A 25,414-nucleotide genomic window follows, 5' to 3' on the forward strand; every position below is an offset into this window, starting at 1 on the left:
AAGCTTGAATTAACCAATATTAGGGTTTATTCAAGAGGAGGAATCAACAATGAAAATGATTGTTTTTGGAGCGACGGGCAATACGGGAAAAAGAGTGTTGGTACAGGGGCTAAAAAGGGGGCATGAGATGACCGCATTCGTGCGAAATGCCGAAAAGCTTTATGAGCAGCTAGGCGAGCATTACGCAAAGCATGTGAAGGTGATCGCAGACGATATTTTGGACCCGGCGAGTGTCGGTGAGGCGCTCGCGCATCAAGACGCCGCTATTCTTGCAGCCGGCCATGCGGGTCAGGGAGAAGAGTTTATTCGTATGGTCGATAACATTATCAGCCAATGCGAATTGCAATCCAGCTTCTCCGGACGGGTATGGATGATGGGAGGAGCCGGCCTGCTGGATATTCCGAATACGGACCTTATCGGCAACCATTTACCCGGCTTTCCGCCCGAGTATAGGAATCACAACCGGAATCTCGAAAGGCTGCAGCAGACGATGCTTGACTGGTCCATCATGTGTCCGGGTACAATGATCGATTCAAACGAGCTGCCGGCACAGGCTCATCTGCATGTTACAACGGATGCTTTGCCCATTCCGATGCCGGAGACGATCAAGGAATATTCCGAGGCAGATATAGCCGGTCACTTGTTCAGCCGGCTTCAAGAGCTCGATGTAACCTATGATGATGTCGTAACCTGCATGTTGGACCATCTTGAACTCGGAGGAGCGTTTCATAGAAAAAGGGTTGGTCTAGCCTATCAGAACCATAGCACGATACGCTAGGGGAAGGGAGATAAACGCATTGTTCGGATTACTGCTCGTCGTTCATATATTTGCTTCGATCGCCGTCATTGGCCCCGCATTCGTAATGCCTATCATTCGAAGATCCGCAAGAACCGTAGGTCAATTGCACTTTGCTTTAGGTGTGACGGCTAAACTTACCATTATACTCAAGATCGGCGGAACCGTACTCATTTTAACCGGAGTTTGGCTTATGATCATAACCAAGATGGGGTTATCTCAATTATGGCTCAATACAGCCATTCTGTTATCGCTCTCCATGATCGTCATGATCGATGGATGGATTGAGCCGCGTGTGAAGAAGATCTTTAAGCTTACTGCCGAAAGCCAGGACCACAGCAAGGAAATACCCGCCGAATTCAGATTATGGATAAAAAAGGTCGTACCAATTGAGATCGCAGCACAGCTGCTAATGATTGCCATATTGGTGCTTATGGTCGTTAAACCATTTTAATAATGCTGATTTTTAAAAAAGCCCTTGCAAGAGGGCTTTTCGTGTTTTTGACAGGGGAAGTGAAAAATCTTGTAACTACAGTTAAACTACAGATGACCATGCTATCTTGTTTCAGGAGGAATATTTATGGACATACGAATTCTGCTTGTCGAGGATGACGAACATATAGGCAATACCGTCAAAACCTTTTTAATCGAAGCCGGCTATCAAGTAGACGTCTGCCTAGACGGCAACGAAGCGTACAAAAAATTTTATAATCAGATTTACCAGCTTGTCATTCTCGACATCATGCTGCCCGGTATGAATGGCCAAGAGCTATTACGGGAGTTTCGCAAGCTGAATAATACGCCCATACTGATGATGACTGCTCTATCGGACGATGAAAACCAGATCAAAGCGTTCGACGCGGAAGCGGACGATTACGTAACAAAGCCATTCAAGATTCAGCTTTTGCTGAAACGCGTGGGAGCCCTGCTCAGGCGAAGCGGCGCGTTGGCAAAAGAAATACGCTGCAGCAACCTGACGCTTCTGCCGGATGATTTCAGAGCGCTTTACCGTGGCGTAGAGCTGCCCCTGACGCTCAAAGAATTTGAGATCCTTATGCTATTGGTTCAGAATAGGGGCCGGACGTTATCCCATGAAATCATCTTATCGCGAGTGTGGGGCTACGATTACGACGGTGACGGCAGCACCGTGCATACGCATATCAAAAATCTGCGGGCAAAGCTGCCTGAAAATATCATCAAGACGGCACGCGGCGTAGGCTACCGATTGGAGGAAGACACGCTTTGAGAAGAAGCGGAATATTCATCAAAGTATTTATTTACACCATCATTTTCTCAGGGTTGTTGGTTGGCGCGACGGCAGCTCTATTTTCAACGCAAATCATGTCTTATTATTCAGGCCTCCAACTCCAGAAAATCAGCGGGACATACAAGCAGTTAATTGAACGGTCACAAGGGAATGCCGATATTGCGGAAATCGCGAATCAATTCCATGATCGGAACCAATCGTTTCGTTTCTATATTACGGACGAAGGCGGCAGCATTGTTTATGTAACGCCTGCCGCTAATCCAGCCAGCAGTTTGACTGACATAAAGGCCGAGAGAGAAAGATCTTCGTTCCTCGTTTATCTCGGAAACGGCTATGCGCTCCACGTATTCAACGACGATGCCTTTTCGCTAAAATACGGTCCTTTGATTGCGCGCGTGATGGTTATATTGTCAGGCATGCTTGTCGTCTGCGTCCTCGCATCGTATATCTTTGCCCGCCAGATGACGAAACCGATCAAAGCTTTGGCGGATAATACAACCAAGATGGCGAATCTCGAAGAGGTCCCGCCTCTCCCGGAGCGCAAGGATGAGCTTGGGGTATTGGCACGCGACGTTCATTCCATGTACGACAGGCTGAAGAAAACCATCTCCCAGTTAGAGGACGAAATTTTAAGAGAACGCGAGCTGGAGGAAACGCAGCGTTACTTCTTCTCCGCGGCTTCCCATGAGCTAAAAACGCCTGTCGCGGCAACAAGCGTTTTGCTGGAAGGAATGCTTGAAAATATAGGCGATTACAAAGATCATCCCAAATACCTGCGCGAATGCTTAAAGATGATGGACGCGCAAGGCAAAATGATTTCCGATATATTGGAGATTGTCAGTCTGAACGACGGAAAAATCGTACCCGCTCCCGAAAAACTCGACATCGGGCGTATCGTTGCCGACATGCTGCTTCATTTTCATCCCTTGTATGAGGCAAAAGGGCAACGTATCGTTACGGATATTCCTGAAGGGGAGACCTGCCTGGCAGATCCTAAAATGTTAAATAAGGTGCTTTCAAACATCGTATTAAACGCGGTGCAAAATACGCCGCACGGCGGGGAGATCCGGGTATGGAGCGCTTCCGTCGCCGGTCAATGCCGCCTTTGCGTGTTGAACAAGGGGGTGAGAATTGACGATGCGGCACTGCCGAAGCTGTTCGATCCGTTCTATCGGGTAGATAAAGCGAGGAGCCGGAATAAGGAACGTAGCGGCTTGGGACTAGCCATTGTCCGCAAAACGTTAGAATCCATGCGCGTTGATTTTGCTTTGGAAAACACGACGGACGGCGTTCTGTTTTGGATGCACTTGCCCGTAATTACGAAGGATGCATAGAAGGAGATTTTATGAATACGCGACAACGAATAGAAACCGTCATTTTATATGGCGTTTGCATCTGTTACATAATAGTGTTACTAAAAATATTGTTCCTATCGAGAGTTTCGATAGCGGAGATTTTTAATACGGAAAGAACCATAACGAGGTCTATCAATCTCGTACCCTTTCACAGCATAACGGAATTCATAGCCGGCAGCACGGCTAATTCAAAAAGATTCGCTTTTGCCAATGTGATTGGCAATATCCTTATTTTTTTCCCTCTTGGGGTGTATCTGCCTTTATTTAAGAAAAAAAACATAACGAATGTTTTGTCTATTATGATTGTGAGTTTATTCGTTGAGATCATTCAGGGACTTTTAGGCATTGGAGCGGCAGATATTGACGATATCATTCTAAATTCTATAGGCGGATGGATTGGCCTTTTCGTTTACGAGTTATTACTCTTGATTTTGAGGAATAAGACAAGGGTTATGACTGCGATTACCGTCATCTCGGCTATCGTTGGATATCCGGTTACTTACTATTTATTGTTTATGATCAAAATGAGATTTTGAAGATCTGTTAATGCTTGCCTGACTCAAGCCTTCTCGATAATAAGCTGAATTCCGGGGTACTCTAAACAACGGAATGCTTACGCTTTATATTGAATGGAGGATAAACAATGAAAACGTTGGTCATCATCACTCATCCTAATATGACGGCTTCAAGAGTGAATAAGGCATGGCGCGAAGAATTGCAAAACCATAAAGACATCACGATTCACGAATTATACGCGACGTATCCCGACGAAAAGATCGATATTGCCCGCGAGCAAAAACTTATCGAATCCCACGACCGTATCATTTTCCAATATCCGTTGTATTGGTACAGCACGCCGCCTTTGTTAAAGAAATGGTTTGACGAGGTTCTGCAATACGGATGGGCGTATGGAGCCGATGGCAGTAAAATAGCCGGCAAAGAAATTGGCGTTGCCGTTTCAACATACGGTACAAATGAGTCGTATCAGCATTCCGGGTTTAATCGATTTACGCTTGAAGAAATTCTGCGCCCAGTCGAAGCATTGGCTCATTTCATCAGCTGCGAGTACCTGCCGCATTTCGCCTTAAACGATGCTTCAAATCTGACCGACGAGCGGCTTGCTAAGAGCAAAGCCGATTACATCAACCATATTCGCAGCGTTAAGCCAACCTTGGTTCACAGCTAAGCTTGTCTTTCTTGCGAGGAAACCGCCCCCTTGGGGCGGTTTTTTAATGCGGCAAGCAGAAGCGAATGAAGGGGATAACCAAAGGGATAGGCTGGAATACTATCCTCAAAGAAAGGGAGGACTCGCATATGAAGACTTGGCGTAAAAATATCTGCTTCATGCTGTTATTCGCGGTCATTCTGCTTGGCGGATCGGCATGCGGCAATAAAAACAACGATAACGGTGCAAATACGGGCACTAATAACGGGAACAACGGGACTGCCGGTACGGGAAACACGACGAATAGCGGTAACGCGGCATCCTATAATTCACTGAAGGCGATTAAGTCAAGCGGCGAGATCACGATCGGCACGGAAGGTACATACGCACCGTTTACGTTCCATGACGCAAGCGGCAAGTTGACGGGGTTTGATGTCGAAATCGCCGAGGAGATCGCTAAGCGCATTGGGGTTAAGGCGAAGTTCGTTGAAACGAAGTGGGACGGCATGCTTGCCGGATTGGATGCGAAGCGCTTCGATATGGTGGCAAACGAAGTCACCATTCGAGACGACCGGAAGGCGAAATACGATTTCTCCGACCCGTATATCCTGTCCAAGGCGGTTCTGATTGTGAAGGAAAGCAATACGAACATCAAAAGCCTGACCGATCTCAAAGGGAAGAAGTCCGGCCAGTCGCTTACCAGCGATCTTGGCGACATTGCCAAAGCGAACGGAGCGCAGCTTGTCGCGGTGGATGGATTCAATCAAGCTATCGATTTGCTCACGTCCGGACGAATTGATGCGACGATCAATGATAAATTATCCTATCTGGATTTGAAGAAAGCGCGTCCTGACGTTCCAATAAAGGTGGTTGCGGAGACGGACCAGGTGTCGCAGAGCGGCATGCTTTTCCGTAAAGGAAGCAACGAGCTTGTTGCTGCCGTAAATAACGCGATTAAAGAAATGAAGGCGGACGGCCGGTATTTGGAAATTTCCAAAACCTATTTCGGCGAGGACGTTTCGAAATAAAAGGGCGGGTAGGGTATCATGAATGAACGAACTAACCTGGATATTTTCACCGATTCCTTCCTGCCCCTGCTGCATGCAGGAATCGCATTCACGGTTCCTCTTACGTTGATTTCATTCGCGCTGGGACTTGTGCTGGCGCTCTTAACGGCACTCGCGCGGCTGTCGGATTTTTATCCGATTGTTTGGATCGCGAGATTCTACGTCTGGATTATACGCGGGACTCCGCTCTTGGTCCAATTGTTCATTATTTTCTACGGGCTTCCCAGCGTAGGCATTCTAATCGACGCGTTCCCGGCAGCGGTTATTGGGTTTACGCTTAGCGTAGGTGCCTATGGATCGGAGATCATCCGTGCGGCAATCGTATCCATTCCGAAGGGACAATGGGAAGCGGCGTTCTCGCTTGGGGAAACGAGATTGCAGGCGCTGCGCCGCATAATCCTGCCCCAGGCGGCAAGGGTCTCGGTGCCGCCCCTATCCAATTCGTTCATTTCCTTGGTAAAAGATACCTCGCTGGCGGCAACGGTGACGGTTACGGAGCTATTTCAAAAAGGGCAGCAAATCACTGCGGCTGTCTACGAGCCGCTGTTGATCTACTGCGAGGTCGCATTGATCTATTTGATTTTCTGCTCGATACTGGCATTGCTGCAACGGCAGCTGGAAATCTTTTTTAATCGATATTTTACGGCTTAACCGGTGCGGTTCATTCTTAGGAGGTTATCCCCAATGATCGAAGTACGCGAATTAACCAAATCATTCGGCGACACTCCCGTGCTTCGCGGTATAAATTTGACGCTGGAGCAGGGGCAGGTGCTTGTGTTGATCGGACCTTCGGGTTCCGGAAAGTCAACCTTGCTGCGCTGTTTAAATGTGCTCGAGATGCCTACATCGGGGATTGTCGCAATCGGGAAGGTTCGGCTCGAATTCCGGCCGAATTCGAAGCCGCGAAAGGCGGATGTGCTGGCGTTGCGCCGCCAGTCAGGCATGGTGTTCCAAGCCTATCACTTATTTCCTCATTTCACTGCGCTTCAGAACGTGATGGAAGGCCAAATAACAGTTCGTCGCAAACCGAAGAACGAAGCACGGACAAAGGCGTTGCAATTGCTTGCGAAGGTCGGGTTGGCTGAGCGTGCCGATTCTTACCCGCATCAGCTGTCCGGAGGGCAGCAACAGCGGGTAGGTATTGCCCGGGCGATGTCTACTGACCCGGAGCTGCTGCTGTTCGACGAGCCGACTTCCGCGTTGGACCCGGAGCTCGTCCGCGAGGTGTTGAGGGTCATTCGGGAATTGGCGGAAGAGGGGAGAACGATGATTATCGTTACCCACGAGATGAAGTTCGCCCGCGAAGTGGCGGACCGTATTGTGCTGCTTGATGAAGGCGTCATTGTGGAGGAAGGGCTGCCAGAGCAAATTTTCAGTCAGCCCCGCGAAGCCCGTACCCGGCAGTTTCTCTCGTTGTTGATGGATCAAAGCACCGTGTAAGAGAGGGGTATGTATAGGCAATCTCATAAATATCCGCGTAGATCGCGGTTTTTTTTATTTATTTGATCTATCATATCTATAGAAATAGCGATATTGATAAATCATTTTTATTTTCATAGAATGAATTTGTCGGTTCGATAGTCTTCGAACTCTAATAATAGAGGAGTAGAGGAGAGGTTGAAGATGTCCAATTTTATCGCGGATATAAAAATCCCGGATAGTAAGCTGGCCATAGAAGCAGCTGAGCTATTGCGCGAGCATGGGGATGAGCTTTTGTGGAACCACTCGAACCGGGTATTTTTATTTGCGGCCATGAAGGGTAATCTGAATCAAATTAAATATGACCCCGAATTGCTGTGCATCAGAATTACGGGAGCAGGTTGTCAAGGCTTTTCCGCGGGACAATTTCAAGCATGACATCTTGCATGCTTTCTTGGAAGGCTTCAAACATAAAAACATAAGCCTGAAACGACTTACGGCACGATTAACGTCGATGTGTGCGAAATGTTTCTCCCGGGATTCAAACGTCCTAATTTTTGCCATAGCGTGCTTCATTCCCAATGGGATGCGTAGAATAGAAAATCAATCATGGATCATTATTCCCAACAAAACCGCGTATATCGCGGTTTTGTTGTTTCGTTAAGGTTCCGATTCGCGGAACATTTGAGGCGATTTGCCGGTGTACTTGCGGAACGTTCTGGAAAAGTAATGCACGGAGCTAAAATGATATTTGTCCGCGATTTGCATAATGCTGAGGTTGGACGAGCGCAGATCCTCTTTTGCCCGGCTAACGCGGAACCGATTGATGTACTGGACCGGCGACAGACCGGTTGTTCGCTTGAATAATTCGAAGAAGTAGCCTCTGCTGACTCCGATTTCATTATAGTACCGCTCCAGTTCGATTTCGGCGCCGCCGAGCAGCTCGGCTTCTATTCGCTCCAGCAGCTTGCTGATACGAGGATCAGGGATATGGGAATCTTGCAGCGAGAACGCGAGAAATTGATGGATGAATACGGCAAAATGGCTCTGCGCCGACATACTGCGCAAAAAAGTCCGTTCATTCGTATGCTCGTTAGAGATAAAGCTCCTCTGCAGCAGATCGGTCCAGTTTAACAGCGATGCTCCTACATTTGAGACTTCAGGCAGCGGATATGGAAATGTCTCGCCAAGTAGATCCGTTCGCAGCATATTCCGGTCATAGCAGATAGGGGCTGCCTCATCCTTGAACGATTCCGTGCGGTCGACGTAATGCCAATCGAAATAGCAGCATACATGCGTCATAGGCTCGTCCGCATCCGCAATCCAGTCATGGGCTTGACCGGGTTCCATATAGACCATCATGCCGGGTGAAGCTTCATATTCGGAGCCCCCGAGACGAAAAATGCCTTTTCCCTCCGTAACGAAATAAATAGAGCTCGCGTAAACGTATCGGTTAAGGCTTGTCTGTCCCCGGTAGAACGGATACTTCGTAGCGTAATAAACATACGGGTGGAATTTGGAAAAATCCATCCATGCGATGCTCCTTTCCGTATCAATCCATAATCATTCAAATTCACCTAACTATTGTGCAACAAGCTGACTGTAAGCTAAATACAAATCGGGCGGCCCCAGGTACATTAAATATATCACATATACTTGTTAATGAAGGGGCTGCCAACCATGTCGAATGCGTTAACTTTGTTGAATGACGAGCAAATGATTCAGTTTATTACGAACGGATATCTTGTCCTTCAGAACGATTTACCGGAAGAGCTGCATCGAAGCGTGATGAATCAAATTGACTTTGTCCTGCAAAATGAAGGAAATCCCGGCAATAATATTTTGCCTCGCGTACCGGACATCCAGAAGTTCTTTGAGACGCCGGTAACGAAAGGCGCGTTGACTAGCGTCCTGGGACCTGACTATTATATGCACCCGCATCGCCATATGCATTTCAATCAGCCGGGCAACGGAAAGCCGGGAGGCGGAGAGTGGCATAAAGACGGCTTTTGGTCCTCCATGCGCAGTCATCGTCCATGGTGGGTCATGATGTTCTACTACACGCAGGATATTACGGAAGAAATGGGCCCGACGGCGATTATGCCCGGCTCCCAATACAATGAGAAATTCCCGAACCAATCTACGCTGCTGCCGACAGGAAAGGCCGGTACGATCGCTCTCGTGCACTTTGATCTATGGCATAAGGCATCCCTGAACACGTCCCATTTAGACCGGTACATGCTTAAGTTCCAATTTGTCCGTTTATCCGAGCCCAAGTCGCCAAGCTGGAATCATTCCAACGCTGTACCTGTTTTTCCTTGTAACGCGGCGGATGCGCACTTGAATTTATGGAACGATGTTTGGTATTGGCTAAAGGGAGAAGGGAACAAGGCGAAGTCCGCAGTCCGCGACAATAAAGAGGTGCCGGCTTTAATCGAGGCATTGTCCAGCGGGGATGAAGTCGTTCGAAGCCAGGCAGCCGACAAGCTTGGCATCGCCGGTAAAGCCGCAGCGGCTGCCGTTCCGATGTTGAAGCAGCTTATAAGCGATTCTTCGGAAAATGCGGCACTAAATGCCGTCTATGCGCTTGGTCATATAGGGGATTCAGGAACAGCGGCATTATTGAAGGAAGTTGGGGAAGGATCCAGGTTAACGGCACAGCGGGCAGCTTATGGGCTTCAAGCTTCCGGCGAGGAGGCCATTCCCGGTCTGGTTCAACTGCTTGCTCATCAAGACGAGAATAAAAGAGCTCTGGCCGCATTCGTGCTGGGGATGCTGGGATCTACTGCTGCCTCCGCGGTTCCCTCTTTAATTATCACGTTGAATGACGCAAGCGAATGGGTGAGACGCAATGCCGTCGAAGCGCTCGGAATGATCGTCGAGCCCGCAGACGAGACGGTACCCGCATTGGTTCGGACCCTCGATGACGCGGTTGCCCGGGAATCTGCCGGCAAGGGAGACATCAGCGCAAGCGCTTACGTGCACAATCAAGAATATATAACGAACAAAATAGCCTATACAGCGGCATTATCCTTACTGAGAATCGGAAAATACGGGGACGCGGATCTCGTTATCAATGGGCTTGAATCCGGCCTGCAAAGCCAAGACCGGTATACGAGAGCTTACTCTTTCGAAGCGCTGACGGCTATACGCACCGATAGGGCAGTAGACGTATTGATTAAGCAATACCGTGCCGCGCGCTGGTGCCCGGACACGCATAAAGAAAGCACTTTTTAATTCAGGCGTCCGTTCAAATTATCGACATGGCTTTCATTCCTAATGCCCTTTATTGAAGATGGTCGTCGTGCTAGACTAATGTCATCACGAGAAGTAAGGGGTTAACTTAAATGATTCATGCTGACATGATTAGCCAACGGTACAATGACGATGAACAATAAACGAATGAAATGGACGACAACGGTAATCATCGCTATGATGATTATCCTGCTGGCAGGTTGCAGTCTTGGATCAAAGCCATCTTCAAGCCCATTCCTGGATGATCTGACTATTTCGATGGAGGACACTCCAAACACCGGCGACACCACAGCCCATGCATACAAGTTGACGATTAAAGATTCAACCGGCAGCCTGGTAGATGTCGACCTTGTTCGAATAAATATGTCCATGTCGATGCAAGGAATGAATCATAAAATGAAAGCGCAAATGGAGAGAAGCGCATTGGGAGAATATAAAACCAAGGTTTATCTTCCAATGAACGGTGACTGGAGAGCGATTGTTTCGCTGAAGAAAGACAAGCATGAGAGAAAAATCAGCTTACGTCTCTAGGTATGAATTGCCATGAAAGCTCACGCGACAAACAGTTTGACATATTGCAAAACTGTAATATATAATAAGCGACATGACCAACCCAATTGAAATTTTCAAGGCACTTTCCAATGAAGCGCGGATTCAAATTTTAGAATGGCTGAAAGATCCAACAACCCATTTTCACCCCCAGGAAGGGATTGATCTTGTTAAGGTTGGGGTATGCGTTAGTCAAATTACCGAAAAATTAAACATGAATCAATCTACTGCTTCGCAATATCTCTCCATGCTTCAGCGAGCAGGACTGGTCCATGCTACGCGTTCAGGGAAGTGGACCTACTACAGAAGGAATGAAGATGCGATTAATGATATCGGCCGGTTCCTTCAAAAATAATCATAGTAACCATACGGAAAACTGAATTCACTTCCGAATTCAGTTTTTCTAAAAGTCATCATATCGACAGTTTGCAAACTGTTAATTTTTTTGGTTTATCGAATCGATAATTTGCAATATGTAGATATCAATTTGAGGAGGTGGTTTATTCACAACCGTTATCTATGAAAAAAACTCTGAAGAACGAATTAGTACGAAACAAAAAATATAAATCGAGAGAGGTAAAAAAAATGGACAACTTTGAATTTCATAATCAGACGAAGATTTTGTTTGGAAAAGGTCAGGTAAGCAGCTTAAAAAATGAACTCCCGGCATACGGCAACCGAGTTTTGCTGGTTTACGGCGGCGGCAGCATTAAAAAAAGCGGTTTATACGATAAAGTTATCCGTGAATTAAAAGAGATCGATGCTGATGTCATTGAGCTAGCCGGCGTTGAACCGAATCCACGGCTCACGACGGTCAATAAAGGGATTAATCTCATTAGAGAAAATCAACTTGATTTTATTCTTGCGGTCGGCGGCGGCAGCGTTATCGATAGTGCGAAAGCCATCGCGGCAGGCGTGCCTTACGATGGGGACGTATGGGATATCATAACCAGCAAAGCAAAAGCACCGTCTAATTCCGTACCGATCGGCACGGTTTTAACTATTGCGGGAACGGGATCGGAGATGAACGGAAATTCCGTTATTACGGATTGGGGTACGAATACGAAAGCCTTTTTCAATTCCAATCACGTGCTTCCAAGATTCAGTATCCTAGATCCGGAGCTTACGTTCTCCGTGCCTCGGGACCAAACGGTATACGGCAGCGTGGATATTATGGCCCATGTCTTCGAACAGTATTTCCATGCTTCGAGCAATGCGCCTCTTCAGGAAAGAATCGGCGAAGCGATTCTTAGCACGGTCATCGAGACGGCGCCTAAGCTCGTGAACGACTTGAATAACTACGAGTATCGCGAAGTCATGTTATTAAACGGAACACTGGCCTTAAACGGACTAACAGGCATGGGCGTCAATCCGGACTGGGCGACGCATCTTATCGAACATGCCGTATCGGCTGTCCATGACATTCCACACGGAGGCGGAATCGCGATCATTGCTCCGCATTGGATGGAACATGTCGCATCGGTACGACCGGAGAAAGTCGCGCAACTGGGTGTTCGCGTATTCGGTTTGGACCGGGCAGGAAAAACGGATGCCGAGCTCGCGGCTGAAACGATCCAATCTCTCCGGGAATTCTGGAAATCGATTGGAGCGCCGACAAAGCTGTCGGACTATGGAATTGATGACAAGGAAATTGAGCTGATGACGGAAAGAGCAATGCTCGCCGAGCAAATTGGCAATTATGTTCCTCTCACAAAAGAGGATGTCAGAAAGATTCTGAGAAATTCTTTATAACGCATGAACAAGGACAGGGCTGCCTCAAATAGAGGCAGCCCTGTTTGTGTCCTGTCGAGCAAATGAACAAAAGACTTTTTACATGAGCTGTTTTACAAAATGGCTTTTAGTTAAATAATACAAAAGAGATATTTATTATAGTGGACAAACTGCGTACACTATGCCCGATAAACATACAATGATGAGGTAAATGGAGGCTGTGAAAAATGGGTAAGATTGCGATTTTCGGATTTGGCCGCATCGGTAGACAATTGCTGCGCGTCGCGCTTGGGGACAAGCTCTTCGTTCCGGTCTCGATAGCCGATATCAAGGACGAAGGCACGCTAGCCGCTCTGTTTGAAGTGGATTCCAACTATAAGCGATGGCACGAAGACGTGTCCGCCAAAGAAGGCGCGATGGTTATTGGCGGGCGGGAAATTCTTTATATTAATTCCTCTAAGGAAGTGCCGGACTGGAAGTCTCTCGGCGTGGATCTCGTCGTGGATTGCACGGGCCGCGCAGTCGTTCGATCCGTAGCGCAAGCGCATCTGGACCGCGGTGCGAAGCGCGTTCTGATTAGCGGTCCGAGCAAATCACTCGACGATTGCGACGCGGTGCTGCTCAAAGGTATCAACCTCGACAGCTTCGATCCCGACAAGCACCGGATTATCAGCATGGCCAGCTGCACGACTAACGCTTTGGCTGCCGTCGTCAAGCTGGTCAAAGAAAACTACGGGATCAAATTCGGTCTGTTCTCTACGGTGCATTCCTATACCAACACGCAATCGCTGACCGATCAGCCAATGCGAGACCGCCGTGACTCCTGGGCGGCGGCCGAGAACATCATCCCTTCTTCGTCCGGCGCGGCAAAGGCGCTCAAGTTCATCTGGCCCGACTTGCAGATCACGGGGAAAGCGTACCGCGTTCCGACCCGCACGGGAAGCATCGCCGAGCTCAATTTGATCACGGAGAAGCCTTGTTCGGTGCAGGAAGTGAATGACATGTTCCGCCGGGCCTCGCGAGAAGGTGCCTTGAAGGGCGTCATGGACGTGCTCGAAGGAGAATGGGCATCGTCACGCATAGTCGGAGACCCGCATACGTCAATTATCGATCTGCCGCTCACGCATGTGGAAGGAGAGCTATTGTCCGTCGCAGCCTGGTACGACAATGAATGGGGCTTCGCTACGCGTCTGGCAGAGGTGGCAGAGTTCTTATCGAATAAATAGCTAGTGTCTTATGGGCAAAAAAGCGAGGGGAGACTACCGAGATGAGACCGTTATCCTCCGGAAACTTATGGAGAATTATCGGCATTTCCGCGATTTTGTCGACCCTGCTGTTAGTCGCGGGGTTTGGATTCGCCGTCAAGGACATGCTTTCTCCGAAGGGTGAATCGTTCGAGGGAAGTGCAAATGAACCGGCGCTGCCGGCAGGAGGAAAGCTGAGCGAAGGCAAGGGCATTGCCATTACGGCCATCGGTGACTCGTTGACGAAAGGAACCGGCGACGCGTCTGGCGAAGGCTACGTCAAGCAGCTCGTCGAGCTGATGAAGCAGAAATACCCGGACAAGTCCGTCCGTCTCAACAACAATTTGGCCGTCAACGGACTGAAGACCAATCGGCTCGCACAACTGCTTGAGACCGATAAGGGCTACAGCTTTGCGCTTAAGCAAGCAAATATTATCGTCTTCACGATCGGCGGGAACGATCTGTTCCAGATCGCCTCGGGCACGAGTAGGGGGAAGACGGTGGGCGAATTGAACCTGGATAAGCTGAAGGCCGAGCTGCCACAGGGCTTAAACCGGCTGGCGCGGATCGTGAAACGGCTCCATGCGATCAATCCCAATGCGCAGGTCGTCTACGTCGGCTTGTACAACCCGTTTTACGATATACCGGAATATCGGGGCGGCTCGCTCCAGATCCAGCAGTGGAACGACCGGGCGTACGCGCTGCTTCACCAATACCCCAATATGACGATGGTCCCGACGTTTGATCTGTTCGAGAATGCAATCGGCAGGTACCTGTCGTCGGATCATTTTCATCCCAATCACGACGGGTACGCGCAAATCGCAGCCCGCATCTCGCAGTCTATGGAATAGGAGGTAACGCGCATGCAACTAGCAAAACAGGAGGCCGGGCAGTCCGCCCCTCAAGACGCCGTGCTGCTTGTCCGCAACGTCAAGAAGCAAATTTGCGGCAAGCCGATTATCAAGGACGTCACGTTCGAAGTCCGCGCCGGGGAAATCTTCGGGTTTCTCGGGCCGAACGGCGCCGGGAAAACGACGATGATCCGCATGCTCGTCGATTTGATCAAGCCGTCTTCCGGCGAGATACGGATCTGCGGCGAAGACATCAGCCGCCATCCCGAAGCCGCGCTGCGCCAAGTCGGCTGCATTGTCGAAAATCCCGAAGCCTATTCCTACCTGACGGGCTGGGAAAATCTCGAGCATTTCGCGCGCATGCAGCACGGCATTGATAACGAACGCATTCGCGAGGTCGCTGAAATCGTCGGCCTCGACGATCGAATTCATGATAAAGTAAAAACCTACTCGCTGGGCATGCGCCAACGGCTTGGCATCGCGCAGGCGCTGCTCGGCCGGCCGAAGCTGCTCATCCTGGACGAGCCGACTAACGGGCTTGATCCGAAAGGCATCAAGGAGCTGCGCGAATTCGTCCGCATGCTGGCCAATCAAGGCTTGAGCCTGTTTATATCGAGCCATCTGCTGAGCGAGATTCAGCTGATGTGCGACCGCGTGGCAATCATCAGCCACGGCAAGGTACTTGCCGTTGGAACGGTAGAGGAGTTAATCCACGACGCTGACAATTACGTCGTCTGGCAATTCGAACAGCCGGAGGAAGGGCGGCGCCTGCTCGCGGGCGAGGGCGGCGTCGAGCTCGTGCAAGAGCACGAGCACCGGATTGACGAAAGCTTGCTCGCGGGGATGAAGGAAGCGCTCATCACGGCGATGAACCCGGACCGGATCTCGTCTCTGGTCGAGAAGGCGGTAAGAGCCGGCATCGGCATCGTGTCGGTACACAGCATCGCGCCAACGCTGGAGCAGTTATTTTTACGGATGACGGAAGGTGAAAGCATTGGATAGACTGCTCCCGCTCATTCAAAACGAGACGCTCAAGATCTGGAAGAAAAAGCGGTTTTTCGTCATCGTGCTCGTACTGCTGATTCTCATTCCGATCTTTACTTACGCCCAGTTTCGCATCAACGAAACGAATAAGAAGAATTTCAAAGATTGGCGCAATCAACTCGTGCAGCAAATCAGCGAATACCAAAACATACTTTCGAGCGACAGGATACCGGAAGAATGGAAGCGCTCGCGGCGGATCGCCGTGCAGCAGCTTCAATATTACCTGGATCACGACGTCAATCCGAATTCACCGGACGGCGTCACGTTCACTCGAAGCTTTCTGTCGAACGCGGTTACGCTTTTCTTCCCGCTGCTCGTGCTTGCCCTCGCTTCCGACCTCGTATCGGGCGAACGTACGGCGGGAACGATCAAGATGCTGCTGACACGGCCCGTGCGCCGATGGAAGATCCTGCTTAGCAAACTCGTGGCGCTCAGCCTCTACGTATCCTTAATCATTGTGGTCAGCGCCGTCCTTTGTTATCTTATCTCTGGCGCGGTTTTCGGCTACAGAGGATGGGACATGCCTGTATTTACGGGATTCGTCATCAAAGGTTCTTCGGTCGAGAGCAGCTTCGTGCACGCGATTCCGCAATGGCTCTATCTGCTGATGGAAGCCGGGCTGATCTGGGTGTCTGCCATGTCGGTGGCCTTGCTCTCGCTGATGGTGTCCGTGCTCGTGCGCAGCACGGCCGCGAGCATCGTAACGATGATGGCGGCCGTTATTTCCGGAACACTCTTATCCAATATGACTTCTTCCTGGCACAGCGCGAAATTTATTTTCTCCGTCAATCTGCGGCTGACCGATTATTTGGAGGGTTCTCCGCCGCCGATCACGGGCATGACGCTTGGCTTCTCGCTTGTCATTTTAGCCTGCTGGGGAATTGCTTCCCTGGCCGTTTCGTTCTTCGTCTTTACGAAACAGGATATCTTGAATTAAAATAGCTGGAAGTTCGTCATTCAACGGATTGCGGAATAGATTAAGATAAGGAGGTGTTCTTATGGATTTGCTGAAAGGCATCGGAAAGCTGGCGGGCGATTTCACGGGCAGAGTTCTTGGTGGTACCGTGCGCGTTGCCGGGGAACTAGTTCATAGCGATTACGTGAAAGAAATCGGCAATGACGTGGAAAGAGTGACGGCGAAAACAGGCGAGCTGGCCGGTCAAGCGGCGAGCGGCGTATGGGATGTTGGCGCTGGCCTGATAACGTCGGATAAGCAGCAGGCGAAGAGCGGACTCCATGATCTTGGAGATGCGGTTGCGACTACTGTCAGAGGAGCTGGCCAAGGGATCGAATACGTCGTCGAAAGCGGAAAAGAAGTTGTGACAGGCATTAAGGAAAATGATAAGCAGCTGATTAAAGAGGGCGCCAAGAAACTGGGTAAAGCGGCTGCAGTATCCATAATCGCTGTCGGTGTAATCGATATCGTTGATGGTCCGGATGGCGGCATGGACACGTAAGAGACAGCCTAATAACCAATAAAAGCATCAAACGACAGCTGATGGCTGCCGTTTTTTTTATTATTAGCGTTATGGGAAAGTTTGTCGAATTGAAGGGTTTTGATACGGCCGTCTCGAATAGTTGACGAGACTTAAAGAAGTGACTGAGGAGGGGTTTCCCATGTTGAAAAACTATCGGCTGACTAAAGCAGACAAGCGTGGTCTGAGCCGTTTCGATCCGAACGATACGGGCGGCTTTGCAAGTAAAGAAGGCATTCAAGATGAGTTTGAACATATGGAACGGAAGCTCCGCAATCTGCAGGACAAGTTGTTTGCCTCCAAGACCAATGGCGTGCTCGTTTTGTTCCAGGGGATGGATTGCAGCGGGAAGGACGGCGTCATCAAGAAAGTACTTTCCAACCTGAATCCTCAAGGTTTTCGAGCGGAAAGCTTTAAGAAGCCGACTACAGAAGAGTCTGCTCATGACTTTTTATGGAGAACGCACAAGGTTGTCCCTGCCAAAGGCTATATTACCGCATTTAACCGTTCTTATTACGAGGATGTGCTCATAACCCGGGTGCATGGCATGATACAGGATGAGGAAGCAGCAACCCGGATGAAGCATTTCCGGCATTTCGAGAAGCTTCTAACAAACAATGGCGTGCTGCTGATCAAAATTTTCTTGCATATTTCCCCTGAATTTCAACTGGAGAAAATCCGTGAACGGCTGAGCAACCCGGAGAAGCTATGGAAATTCGATGCAAGCGATCTTGAGGAGCGCCAATATTGGGATTCCTACGTTGACGCATACGAAGATGCATTCCGGCATACGGCAACCAATCACGCTCCATGGCATATCGTTCCGGCCAATGAACGATGGTTCCGCGACTACTTGGTGCTCCGCATTATTTTAAGCTGCATGGAGAAGTTGGATCTTTCTTATCCGGAACCGGACATTGATACGCAGAAGCTTCTGGAGCAGCTTCAATCAGGCGAACCTAAGGAATAAAAATAATAGCGTTCAGCGCCGCCGCAATCCATCCTTTAGCCGTTACCATCAGCAAGAACGCCGTCATGAGGGTTATTGGTGATTCAAACTGCGTAATAGAGGGTATATCTTGAAAAAGAAGCAGCCTTCAACGCAGCACTAACTATTCATTTTGCATTTTGAGAAGAAGAGAACCAATCTGAACTGTCAGAATCGTTTCATTCTTTTGATGCCAGCCTGAATCCAGGTCTTGTTGAACACTTGCTCCTTTTTGGTAGTCCATGGAGCAAGTGTTTATTTTGTTTGGGATATTCTATTAAATAAACGGGGGGATTTTCGATGAACAAACAATCGTTGGATTTCATTAAGCAAACGCTTGAAGGATTAAAGCAAAGGACGGCTTCTGTACTGGAGGAGGGATTGATTGAGCATGTTATTCTGATGCTGGATAGGAAATACCCTTCGTACCTGTTAGAGGAAGCCTCCATGAATGAACACTCTGCTCGAACACTGACTCGTCATGGCGGTAAACGATAAATTTTCGATTTTTGAAGAATACCATAACAAGCATAAAAGACCTCCGAAAAGGAGGTCTTTTATGCTTGTTGTATATTTACGATTAGTAGTACCCTTTACCTGTGCCTACGCCGCCAACTTGTGGGCCGTAACCGCCGCCCCAGCCGCCAACAAAGCCACATCCGCAGACGATAATCACCAGCAAGATGAACAGTACAAGAATTCCACCAACTTGATTGCCATGGCCAAATCCTGACATGATTCACAACACCTCCTTACGTCTGGAGTATACATTACAATATGTGCGGGGAGAGATGATGCTTGGGTATTTGCCTCAGAGGCATTCATCCAATTCCATTTGCCTATATAGGCATAGACGAGGGGGGCAGACATTTGAAGTAATGTCGGAGTTGTTAGAGGCCCGCGGGCGGAATAGCTGATATAATAGAAAACGAAGTTTTTTTAAAATACATGACGGCGTAACCGGGAGTCAACGGATTATGGATATGGACTACATGCTGGATGACGGCGCGTGGAGGCAGCTGCTGGATGGCGTTGCCGCGCGCTTCGACGAATTAACGATTATACGGGGATTTCAATATTATAAACAAGGACGGGTCGAGGAGCTGACGCTCCGCGATGACGGCATGCACGTGGATGCGCGCGTCAAGGATAACCGGATGTACGACGTTGCCGTGGATCTGGACGACCTTGCGGCAAGCGAATGCGCCTGCTCCGCGAACGGTGCCTGCACGCACATGGCGGCAACGCTGATGCGCTACGCGGAGTTGTGCGGCCGGCCGTTCCAGGCGCTCGCCAACGCGCGCAGCGCCTTGAAAAACTTAGCGGCTAGCGGCAAGCAGGACGGCGGAAGCGGCGGACCTCGAGCAGGTTCCGAAAAGACTTCACCTCAGCCTGTCAGGCCGACCTTGACGGAGAAGGAGCTGACCGAGCTCTCCGTTAATAAGTGGCATGAACGGTTCCAGGAACGCCGCGGAGCGATGCACTTGCATATACGTACAGCACAGGAAGCCAGCGAGCTGCTCGCCGACCTGCAAGCTATGCGGCCGATGCTGCCCTTGGCGCTGGAGCAGTTGTTCACGCTTCATGCTCTGCTGTTCGTGCTGGAACGGATGGTCAGGCCGGCTCAGACGGACTCGCGTCCATCGGGCCTATTTATCGGCTACCATACGAAGCTTGCGCTGGAGGGACAATGCAGCCAGGCGCGAACCCTGCTCGGGGACAAGCTCGCGCTTGCTGACGACAGCTCCGCATACTGGGACCGGTTGATGGAGACGGCGGATTTTCTACGGGAGCGAATGCTGACCGAGGATAAGACGATCGGCTGCTTCGCGCCGCTTTACGCTTCACTATGGCTGCACTGGCTGGGCCCGGGCTCTGCCGGAAGCGCGGCACTCTATGAGAAGGAGCTATTGCAGCTCCGGGCGGCGGAAGCGGAGCTGGGTTCGACCTTGTCTCGGCTGCCTTGGACAATTGCGCAGTGTCTGCTTCTGCTTTACCTGGCGCGCGACGCGGAGGCACTTGCGATGCTCGCCAAGGAAGGAAACAAGCTGATGCTGAAGCCTGAGCATCTCGCGCCGCTGCTCGGCTTCCTCGAGCGCGCGGAGCAATGGGCCCGGCTGCGCGACTGGCTTACGGAGACCGGGACACTGCTCGTCGGCTCCCGTAGTGAGGACCTGGCGTCTTATGGCGACTATTGGGCAAATGTCGTAGCGCGGCTACCGGAATCGGAGCTGTTGATGTGGCGAACGCTTCAGGAGATGATGCCGTTCTCGCGAACCATCTACGAGGACGCACTGGCGGCGCATGGGAGGTGGGAACGGTGGATCGACCTTCAGATGTGCATGGGCGAGGAGCCGCTGTCGTTCCGCGTGACCGCACTGAAACCGATCGAAAAGGAGGCGCCGGAGCTGCTGCTGCCCTTCTACCATCAGGCGGTGGAACGATACGTGCTGCAGAAGAACCGCGATGGCTACAAAGCGGCGGCGAAGCTGCTGAAGCGGCTAGCCAAGCTGTACTCGCGGCTGAAGAAGAATGAGAGGTGGGAACAGTTCATCTCTGCGTTCGCAAGCCGGAATAGCCGGCTTCGGGCGCTGCAGGAAGAACTACGCAAAGGAGGTCTGCTATCATGAACGCGTATGCCGATACGTTAACGATTCAAGCAAGCCTGACTGAACAGGGCGACGCATTGATCTACGGCGCGGACTCGTCCGGCTACGCGCCGGGTTTACTCGTCAAGCAGAGGCTGTTTGCGTGGCACGAGCCGTCTTTCTACGGCACGGAGCTCGAGATCGAGAAACTGCGGGACGAGCTGGAGCTCGTCGTGCTGCCGGCGGAAATGGTCATACCGTTTTTCGCTAATTCCGAATTACTGCCGAAGCATGTGGCCTGGCGGCTCGAAGGAGATGCGGCGCTGCTCGCCTCGCTCGCGCCGGCGCTCGAGCTAGGTATTGCAGAGCGGAAATTCATCCCGAGCTTCGTGTCTTACAAGGCCGGCAAGCTGCGGTGGACATGGGACGCGGCGGAGCTCGACGCAAAGTCGCGCCGAGCGCTGCGCGCCCTCGAGGTCGGTGGCCAGTATGGCGGACCGGACGATGAAGGAGATAGGGACTTGCCCGACGGCCGGAGTGATGAAAACCCAGACGCGGAACGTGCAGACGCCGCCTTTTTAGCCGGCCTTGGCGCCGCGTTCTCCGCGTCGGTATTTCATCGCCATTACGGCACGGAGGAAGCCGCCGGCGACCTGCGCCGCGACTTCCCGCTGCTGTTCTCCCGAGACCGCGATGCGGCGGTCGCGGGCCTCGACGAGCGCGGCTGGCTTGTCGCTACCGGCTGGAAGGCGGACACGCTTCCGTTCCGGCCGCTCCTGCAGCTGCTGGAGCCGGAGGAAGCTGAAGCCGGCAGCTGGCGCCTCGCGCTTCTGCTGCAGGACAAGCTCGAACCGGCGAAGCTCGTGCCGGTTCGGCTGACGACGGAAGGGGAAGCCTTAGGGACGTGGCCTTTCGGGTGGACGCCTCACGTGCACGAGCGCTCCGCGACTTGGCTCTCGCATCTGCGTGCGAGCCTGCCGGCGGACCGACTGGCCGGCAGCCCCTCTGATGTACTGAGCGCACCGCTGTCAGGCGACGACGCTTGGCGATTCCTAACAGCGGATAGCCAGCGACTTCTGGCCGCAGGCTGGCAGGTGCTGCTGCCCGCCTGGTGGGAGGAGGCGAGCCGTAAGAAGCCGCGTCTGCGCGCGAAGGTGCGCCCCGGTGAAGGACAAGCCGAGCGCGCTGGCGGCAGCCGGTCCTTCTTCGGTCTCGACGCGCTGATCGAATTCGATTGGCGCGTGTCCATTGGCGATACGGACCTCAGCGAAGCGGAGTTTCGGGAGCTGGTCGCCCGCGGCGAGCGGCTCGTGCAGTTTCGCGGCCAATGGGTGCCGCTCGATCCGGCCCTGCTGGCGCAGATCCGTAAAGCGATGGCGGGCGTCGATCCAAGGCGGGGGCTGTCCTTCCAAGACGTTCTGCAGCTGCATCTACGCCGCAATCGCGGCTTGTTCATGCAGGCGGCAACGGGCAAAGACGGCGAGAGTGTCGGCGAGGAAGACGACAAGAACGAAGGCGAACTGGAGATGGACCTTGAGCTGAACGAGCACCTGACGAATGTTATCGGTCAGCTGACGCAACAGACGGACTGGCCGTCGGTCCCGGTGCCGACGACGCTGCATGCGGAGCTGCGCAGCTACCAGCAGGGCGGCTTCTCTTGGCTCGCTTTCCTGCGGAAGTATGGGATCGGCGCCGTTCTTGCCGATGACATGGGCCTCGGAAAGACCATACAGTTCATCACGTACCTGCTGCACGTCGCCGAGGAGGAATCCTTGAACGGAAGACGCCGTCCCGCCCTGCTGATCTGTCCAACCTCGGTACTTGGCAACTGGCAGAAGGAAGTGCGTCGATTCGCGCCATCGCTGCGAATCCTGCTTCATTATGGCAGCAAGCGGCTAGGCGGCGAAGCTTTCTACGAGGAAGCGGCTGAGGCGGACCTTGTGCTGACCTCATACGCGACATCGACATTGGATCAGGAGCTGCTCGGCGGCTATACGTGGTCGGCGATCTGCCTCGATGAAGCACAGAACATCAAGAACGCCAACACGAAGCAGGCCATGGCGGTGAAGAGCTTCCCCGCGAGGCACCGCATTGCGCTGACGGGCACGCCGATCGAGAACCGGCTCGCGGAGCTGTGGTCGATCTACGATTTTACTAATGCGGGCTATCTTGGAACTGCCCGAGTCTTCGCAGAGCGGTTCGGCCAAGCGATTGAACGCGAGCGCGACGAGAAGCGGACGCAGGAGCTGCAGCGGCTTGTGAAGCCGTTTATGCTCAGGCGCAAGAAGAAGGATCCGAACATTATGCTGGACCTGCCGGAGAAGAACGAAATGAAGACCTATATCCATCTCACCGGAGAGCAAAGCGCGCTCTACGAGCAGACCGTCAAGGAGCTGATGGACGAGGTCAAGAAGCTGGAAGGTATTCAGCGCAAGGGAGCGATCCTCTCCGCGCTGACCCGGCTGAAGCAGCTGTGCAACCACCCCGTACTCTTTACGAAGGAAGTCGTGCCGGTGCCGGAGGACGAGCGGGAAGAAGCCGCCGAATCGGCTATGCTCATCAGCCGCTCCGCCAAGCTCGAACGGCTGCTCGACCTCGTGAAGGAGCTGCGCGAAGAGGGCGAGCGATGCCTGATTTTTACGCAGTACATCGGCATGGGCGAAATGCTGCAGCGAGTGCTCGCGCGGGAGCTTGGCGAGCCTGTCCTATACTTGCACGGCGGCTCGTCCAAAACGACCCGCGACAGGATGATCGATCAGTTCCAGTCCCGGGAGCTGCCCGCCGCGGAGCAGCCGAACGTGTTCATCTTGTCGATCAAAGCCGGCGGCGTAGGGCTCAATCTGACCGCGGCGAACCACGTATTCCATTTCGACCGCTGGTGGAACCCCGCCGTGGAGAACCAGGCGACGGATCGCGCCTACCGGATGGGTCAGACGCGCGACGTGCAGGTGCACAAGTTTATATCGCTCGGCACGCTGGAGGAGCGGATCGACGAGATGCTCGAGAGCAAGCAGCAGCTGAGCGACGATGTCATCACAAGCTCGGAAAGCTGGATCACGGAGCTGTCGACGGACGCGCTGCGCGACCTGTTCACATTGCGGCGCGACTGGTCGGAATAGCGCGACCGGCTCTGGTATTCGCGTCTATGAATTGAATAAATATGAAGATGATCAGCTCATAAATTTGCGCGCATAAGGAGATAAAACGATGGCAAAAAGCAAATTGCTAAGAATGGACAATGTCGGCATTGTTGTAGAATCCCTCGATGACGCAATCTCCTTCTTCGAGGAGATTGGCTTGAAGCTCGAAGGGAGAGCCACTGTCGAAGGCGAATGGGCTGGCCGCGTAACCGGGCTCGGTTCTCAGTGCGTAGAGATTGCAATGATGGTTACCCCGGATGGACACAGCCGGCTTGAGCTTTCGCGATTTCTCGCCCCGGCTACAATATCGGATCACCGGACTGCTCCTGTAAATGCCCTCGGTTATCTTCGCGTCATGTTCACCGTTGAAGACATTGACGAATTGTTGTCTAGACTCGTTAAGCATGGTGCTCAGCTCGTTGGCGAGGTTGTTCAGTACGAAAACTCGTATCGGCTCTGCTACATTCGAGGAAAAGAAGGACATCTAATTGGTTTAGCGGAACAACTCGGTAATAAATAAGCGACGTTTAATAGACAACATAACCGAAAGGCGGACGGTCTGAAGGTGCTGACAAAATACACCCATTAGATAAACCGCCAATTCATAATATACGGAGGTAATATGTTATGTACGAACATCTCGTTATTTTCAAGTTCAATACGAATATCACACCTGCCAAGCACCAGGAACTGCTGGGTCAATTGCTCGGGTTTAAGGAACGTATCCCGGGAATTCTCGATATAAGTGCTGGCCTCAACGTAACGGAAGAAACGGAAAATGTACACGGCTACACGCTTGGATTACGGGTTACATTTGATAGCCTTGAATCCCTTCGTTCCTATGGACCTCATCCCGTCCATCAGGAATTTGTAAAATCACTAGATGGTGTCCTAGAAAATGTTGTAGTTGTTGATTATCCAAAGGTCTAGTTCATGCCTGCAAATGTTCGGAAAAGATGGCCGGCGATTATTCGACGAACAGATTGCGATTAATAATCCGAAGAAGATCTCTCCTGGTCGCCGACGCCTGAGAGCAATAGCATAGCTAATTTGATAGCGCATATATCAGGAGCAGCACGTTATTGGTTTGATGTCGCCTACTACGGCGCTCCAATGAATGAGTACAGGAGCATCGAATTCGAAAGAGGGTTGCAGATGTCGAAAGACCAGGCACTGGAAATTTCGAAGAAGTCCTATGATTCTATATATATAGCAAAAATGAGGAAGGGGAATTTAGTGTGGGACTGATGCTTCGTTCCGCGAACGAATCTGTCATAACCCTCACCGATAGCTATTTCTAAGCCGCGTTTCACGCGGTTTTTTTATTTGTATAAACTAGGATCCAATTATTCGTCGCAATCTCATTGTTTTTCTGTCCTTATGTAATATTGTTTCATATTTAATATATATGATATATTTTAGTTACGCTTGACAGGTTGGAGGTGATTCCGCCACACAAAGAGAGGTGCTTCATTTCGAG

At 51.3% G+C, this 25,414-nt stretch carries 26 protein-coding genes and 1 pseudogene; 25 read left to right on the plus strand and 2 right to left on the minus strand.

All coding sequences use genetic code 11. The annotated features are described in order from the left end of the window. The first annotated feature begins 49 nt into the window (after window positions 1–49). The 10 genes and pseudogenes from CFI03_RS22120 to CFI03_RS22165 all read left to right on the plus strand — a co-directional run bounded on the left by CFI03_RS22120 (window position 50) and on the right by CFI03_RS22165 (window position 7,663). Complete coding sequence (locus CFI03_RS22120; protein WP_248759725.1) at window positions 50–778, plus strand: NAD(P)-dependent oxidoreductase; 729 nt, start codon at window positions 50–52, stop codon at window positions 776–778. A 19-nt stretch (window positions 779–797) separates the two neighbouring features. Continuing rightward, entirely contained in the window at window positions 798–1,250 is a 453-nt protein-coding gene (locus CFI03_RS22125) for a DUF2269 family protein (protein WP_248759727.1), read from the plus strand. A 126-nt stretch (window positions 1,251–1,376) separates the two neighbouring features. Next, window positions 1,377–2,042 (plus strand): response regulator transcription factor, encoded by a 666-nt coding sequence (locus CFI03_RS22130; protein ID WP_248759729.1) that lies wholly within the window; start codon window positions 1,377–1,379, stop codon window positions 2,040–2,042. Then, window positions 2,039–3,397: a HAMP domain-containing sensor histidine kinase gene (locus tag CFI03_RS22135; RefSeq protein WP_248759731.1), complete on the plus strand. Its 1,359-nt coding sequence runs from the start codon at window positions 2,039–2,041 to the stop codon at window positions 3,395–3,397. Before CFI03_RS22130 ends, CFI03_RS22135 begins: the two co-directional genes overlap by 4 nt. 11 nt (window positions 3,398–3,408) lie before the next feature. Beyond that, entirely contained in the window at window positions 3,409–3,954 is a 546-nt protein-coding gene (locus tag CFI03_RS22140; protein ID WP_248759733.1) for a VanZ family protein, read from the plus strand. A gap of 107 nt (window positions 3,955–4,061) precedes the next feature. Next, window positions 4,062–4,604: an NAD(P)H-dependent oxidoreductase gene (locus tag CFI03_RS22145; RefSeq protein ID WP_248759735.1), complete on the plus strand. Its 543-nt coding sequence runs from the start codon at window positions 4,062–4,064 to the stop codon at window positions 4,602–4,604. A gap of 128 nt (window positions 4,605–4,732) precedes the next feature. After that, window positions 4,733–5,611 (plus strand): amino acid ABC transporter substrate-binding protein, encoded by an 879-nt coding sequence (locus CFI03_RS22150; protein WP_248759737.1) that lies wholly within the window; start codon window positions 4,733–4,735, stop codon window positions 5,609–5,611. An 18-nt stretch (window positions 5,612–5,629) separates the two neighbouring features. After that, a complete protein-coding gene (locus CFI03_RS22155) occupies window positions 5,630–6,301 on the plus strand; it encodes an ABC transporter permease subunit (RefSeq protein ID WP_248759739.1) in 672 nt (223 codons plus the stop codon). A 33-nt stretch (window positions 6,302–6,334) separates the two neighbouring features. Next, window positions 6,335–7,090 carry an amino acid ABC transporter ATP-binding protein gene (locus CFI03_RS22160; protein WP_248759741.1) on the plus strand — a complete coding sequence of 252 codons (756 nt, stop codon included), beginning with the start codon at window positions 6,335–6,337 and terminating at the stop codon, window positions 7,088–7,090. A 183-nt stretch (window positions 7,091–7,273) separates the two neighbouring features. Next, window positions 7,274–7,663: pseudogene (locus CFI03_RS22165) on the plus strand (hypothetical protein). A 66-nt stretch (window positions 7,664–7,729) separates the two neighbouring features. Here CFI03_RS22165 and CFI03_RS22170 read toward each other — a convergent pair. Then, window positions 7,730–8,599 carry an AraC family transcriptional regulator gene (locus tag CFI03_RS22170; RefSeq protein ID WP_248759743.1) on the minus strand — a complete coding sequence of 290 codons (870 nt, stop codon included), beginning with the start codon at window positions 8,597–8,599 and terminating at the stop codon, window positions 7,730–7,732. Between the two features lie 150 nt (window positions 8,600–8,749). Between CFI03_RS22170 and CFI03_RS22175 the strand changes: the two genes are divergently transcribed. The 11 genes from CFI03_RS22175 to CFI03_RS22225 all read left to right on the plus strand — a co-directional run bounded on the left by CFI03_RS22175 (window position 8,750) and on the right by CFI03_RS22225 (window position 18,704). Further along, window positions 8,750–10,306: a HEAT repeat domain-containing protein gene (locus tag CFI03_RS22175; RefSeq protein WP_248759745.1), complete on the plus strand. Its 1,557-nt coding sequence runs from the start codon at window positions 8,750–8,752 to the stop codon at window positions 10,304–10,306. A gap of 150 nt (window positions 10,307–10,456) precedes the next feature. Then, window positions 10,457–10,855 (plus strand): FixH family protein, encoded by a 399-nt coding sequence (locus CFI03_RS22180; RefSeq protein ID WP_248759747.1) that lies wholly within the window; start codon window positions 10,457–10,459, stop codon window positions 10,853–10,855. A gap of 73 nt (window positions 10,856–10,928) precedes the next feature. Continuing rightward, window positions 10,929–11,228, plus strand: a complete 300-nt coding sequence (locus CFI03_RS22185; protein ID WP_127496337.1) for an ArsR/SmtB family transcription factor — start codon at window positions 10,929–10,931, stop codon at window positions 11,226–11,228. Between the two features lie 230 nt (window positions 11,229–11,458). Beyond that, window positions 11,459–12,625, plus strand: a complete 1,167-nt coding sequence (locus CFI03_RS22190; protein ID WP_248759749.1) for an iron-containing alcohol dehydrogenase — start codon at window positions 11,459–11,461, stop codon at window positions 12,623–12,625. A gap of 206 nt (window positions 12,626–12,831) precedes the next feature. Then, window positions 12,832–13,830 (plus strand): type I glyceraldehyde-3-phosphate dehydrogenase, encoded by a 999-nt coding sequence (locus CFI03_RS22195; RefSeq protein WP_248759751.1) that lies wholly within the window; start codon window positions 12,832–12,834, stop codon window positions 13,828–13,830. Window positions 13,831–13,871: 41 nt separating this feature from the next. Next, window positions 13,872–14,699, plus strand: coding sequence for a GDSL-type esterase/lipase family protein (locus tag CFI03_RS22200; protein ID WP_248759753.1), 828 nt, complete (start codon window positions 13,872–13,874; stop codon window positions 14,697–14,699). 12 nt (window positions 14,700–14,711) lie between these two features. Beyond that, window positions 14,712–15,701, plus strand: coding sequence for an ABC transporter ATP-binding protein (locus CFI03_RS22205; protein WP_248759755.1), 990 nt, complete (start codon window positions 14,712–14,714; stop codon window positions 15,699–15,701). Further along, the gene (locus CFI03_RS22210) at window positions 15,694–16,680 is read left to right on the plus strand and encodes an ABC transporter permease (protein ID WP_201005972.1); all 987 of its coding nucleotides are present in this window, start codon (window positions 15,694–15,696) and stop codon (window positions 16,678–16,680) included. Before CFI03_RS22205 ends, CFI03_RS22210 begins: the two co-directional genes overlap by 8 nt. 61 nt (window positions 16,681–16,741) lie before the next feature. Next, entirely contained in the window at window positions 16,742–17,200 is a 459-nt protein-coding gene (locus CFI03_RS22215; protein ID WP_248759757.1) for a hypothetical protein, read from the plus strand. Window positions 17,201–17,360: 160 nt separating this feature from the next. Continuing rightward, window positions 17,361–18,188: a PPK2 family polyphosphate kinase gene (locus CFI03_RS22220; RefSeq protein ID WP_248759759.1), complete on the plus strand. Its 828-nt coding sequence runs from the start codon at window positions 17,361–17,363 to the stop codon at window positions 18,186–18,188. Between the two features lie 318 nt (window positions 18,189–18,506). Then, window positions 18,507–18,704, plus strand: coding sequence for a hypothetical protein (locus tag CFI03_RS22225; protein WP_201005750.1), 198 nt, complete (start codon window positions 18,507–18,509; stop codon window positions 18,702–18,704). A gap of 82 nt (window positions 18,705–18,786) precedes the next feature. Here CFI03_RS22225 and CFI03_RS22230 read toward each other — a convergent pair whose 3' ends face one another. Continuing rightward, a complete protein-coding gene (locus CFI03_RS22230) occupies window positions 18,787–18,942 on the minus strand; it encodes a hypothetical protein (RefSeq protein ID WP_015844449.1) in 156 nt (51 codons plus the stop codon). A 241-nt stretch (window positions 18,943–19,183) separates the two neighbouring features. On the opposite strand from CFI03_RS22230, the gene CFI03_RS22235 reads away from it, so the two are divergent. The 4 genes from CFI03_RS22235 to CFI03_RS22250 all read left to right on the plus strand — a co-directional run bounded on the left by CFI03_RS22235 (window position 19,184) and on the right by CFI03_RS22250 (window position 24,864). Further along, the gene (locus CFI03_RS22235) at window positions 19,184–20,836 is read left to right on the plus strand and encodes an SWIM zinc finger family protein (protein ID WP_248759761.1); all 1,653 of its coding nucleotides are present in this window, start codon (window positions 19,184–19,186) and stop codon (window positions 20,834–20,836) included. Continuing rightward, complete coding sequence (locus CFI03_RS22240) at window positions 20,833–23,913, plus strand: DEAD/DEAH box helicase (RefSeq protein ID WP_248759763.1); 3,081 nt, start codon at window positions 20,833–20,835, stop codon at window positions 23,911–23,913. The genes CFI03_RS22235 and CFI03_RS22240 overlap by 4 nt, the downstream gene beginning before the upstream one ends. 88 nt (window positions 23,914–24,001) lie before the next feature. Then, complete coding sequence (locus CFI03_RS22245) at window positions 24,002–24,454, plus strand: VOC family protein (RefSeq protein ID WP_127495049.1); 453 nt, start codon at window positions 24,002–24,004, stop codon at window positions 24,452–24,454. 107 nt (window positions 24,455–24,561) lie between these two features. After that, complete coding sequence (locus CFI03_RS22250; RefSeq protein WP_127495050.1) at window positions 24,562–24,864, plus strand: Dabb family protein; 303 nt, start codon at window positions 24,562–24,564, stop codon at window positions 24,862–24,864. Window positions 24,865–25,414 lie beyond the last annotated feature (550 nt).

The organism is Paenibacillus sp. ATY16 (assembly GCF_003399985.2).
Taxonomy (GTDB): domain Bacteria; phylum Bacillota; class Bacilli; order Paenibacillales; family Paenibacillaceae; genus Pristimantibacillus; species Pristimantibacillus glycanilyticus.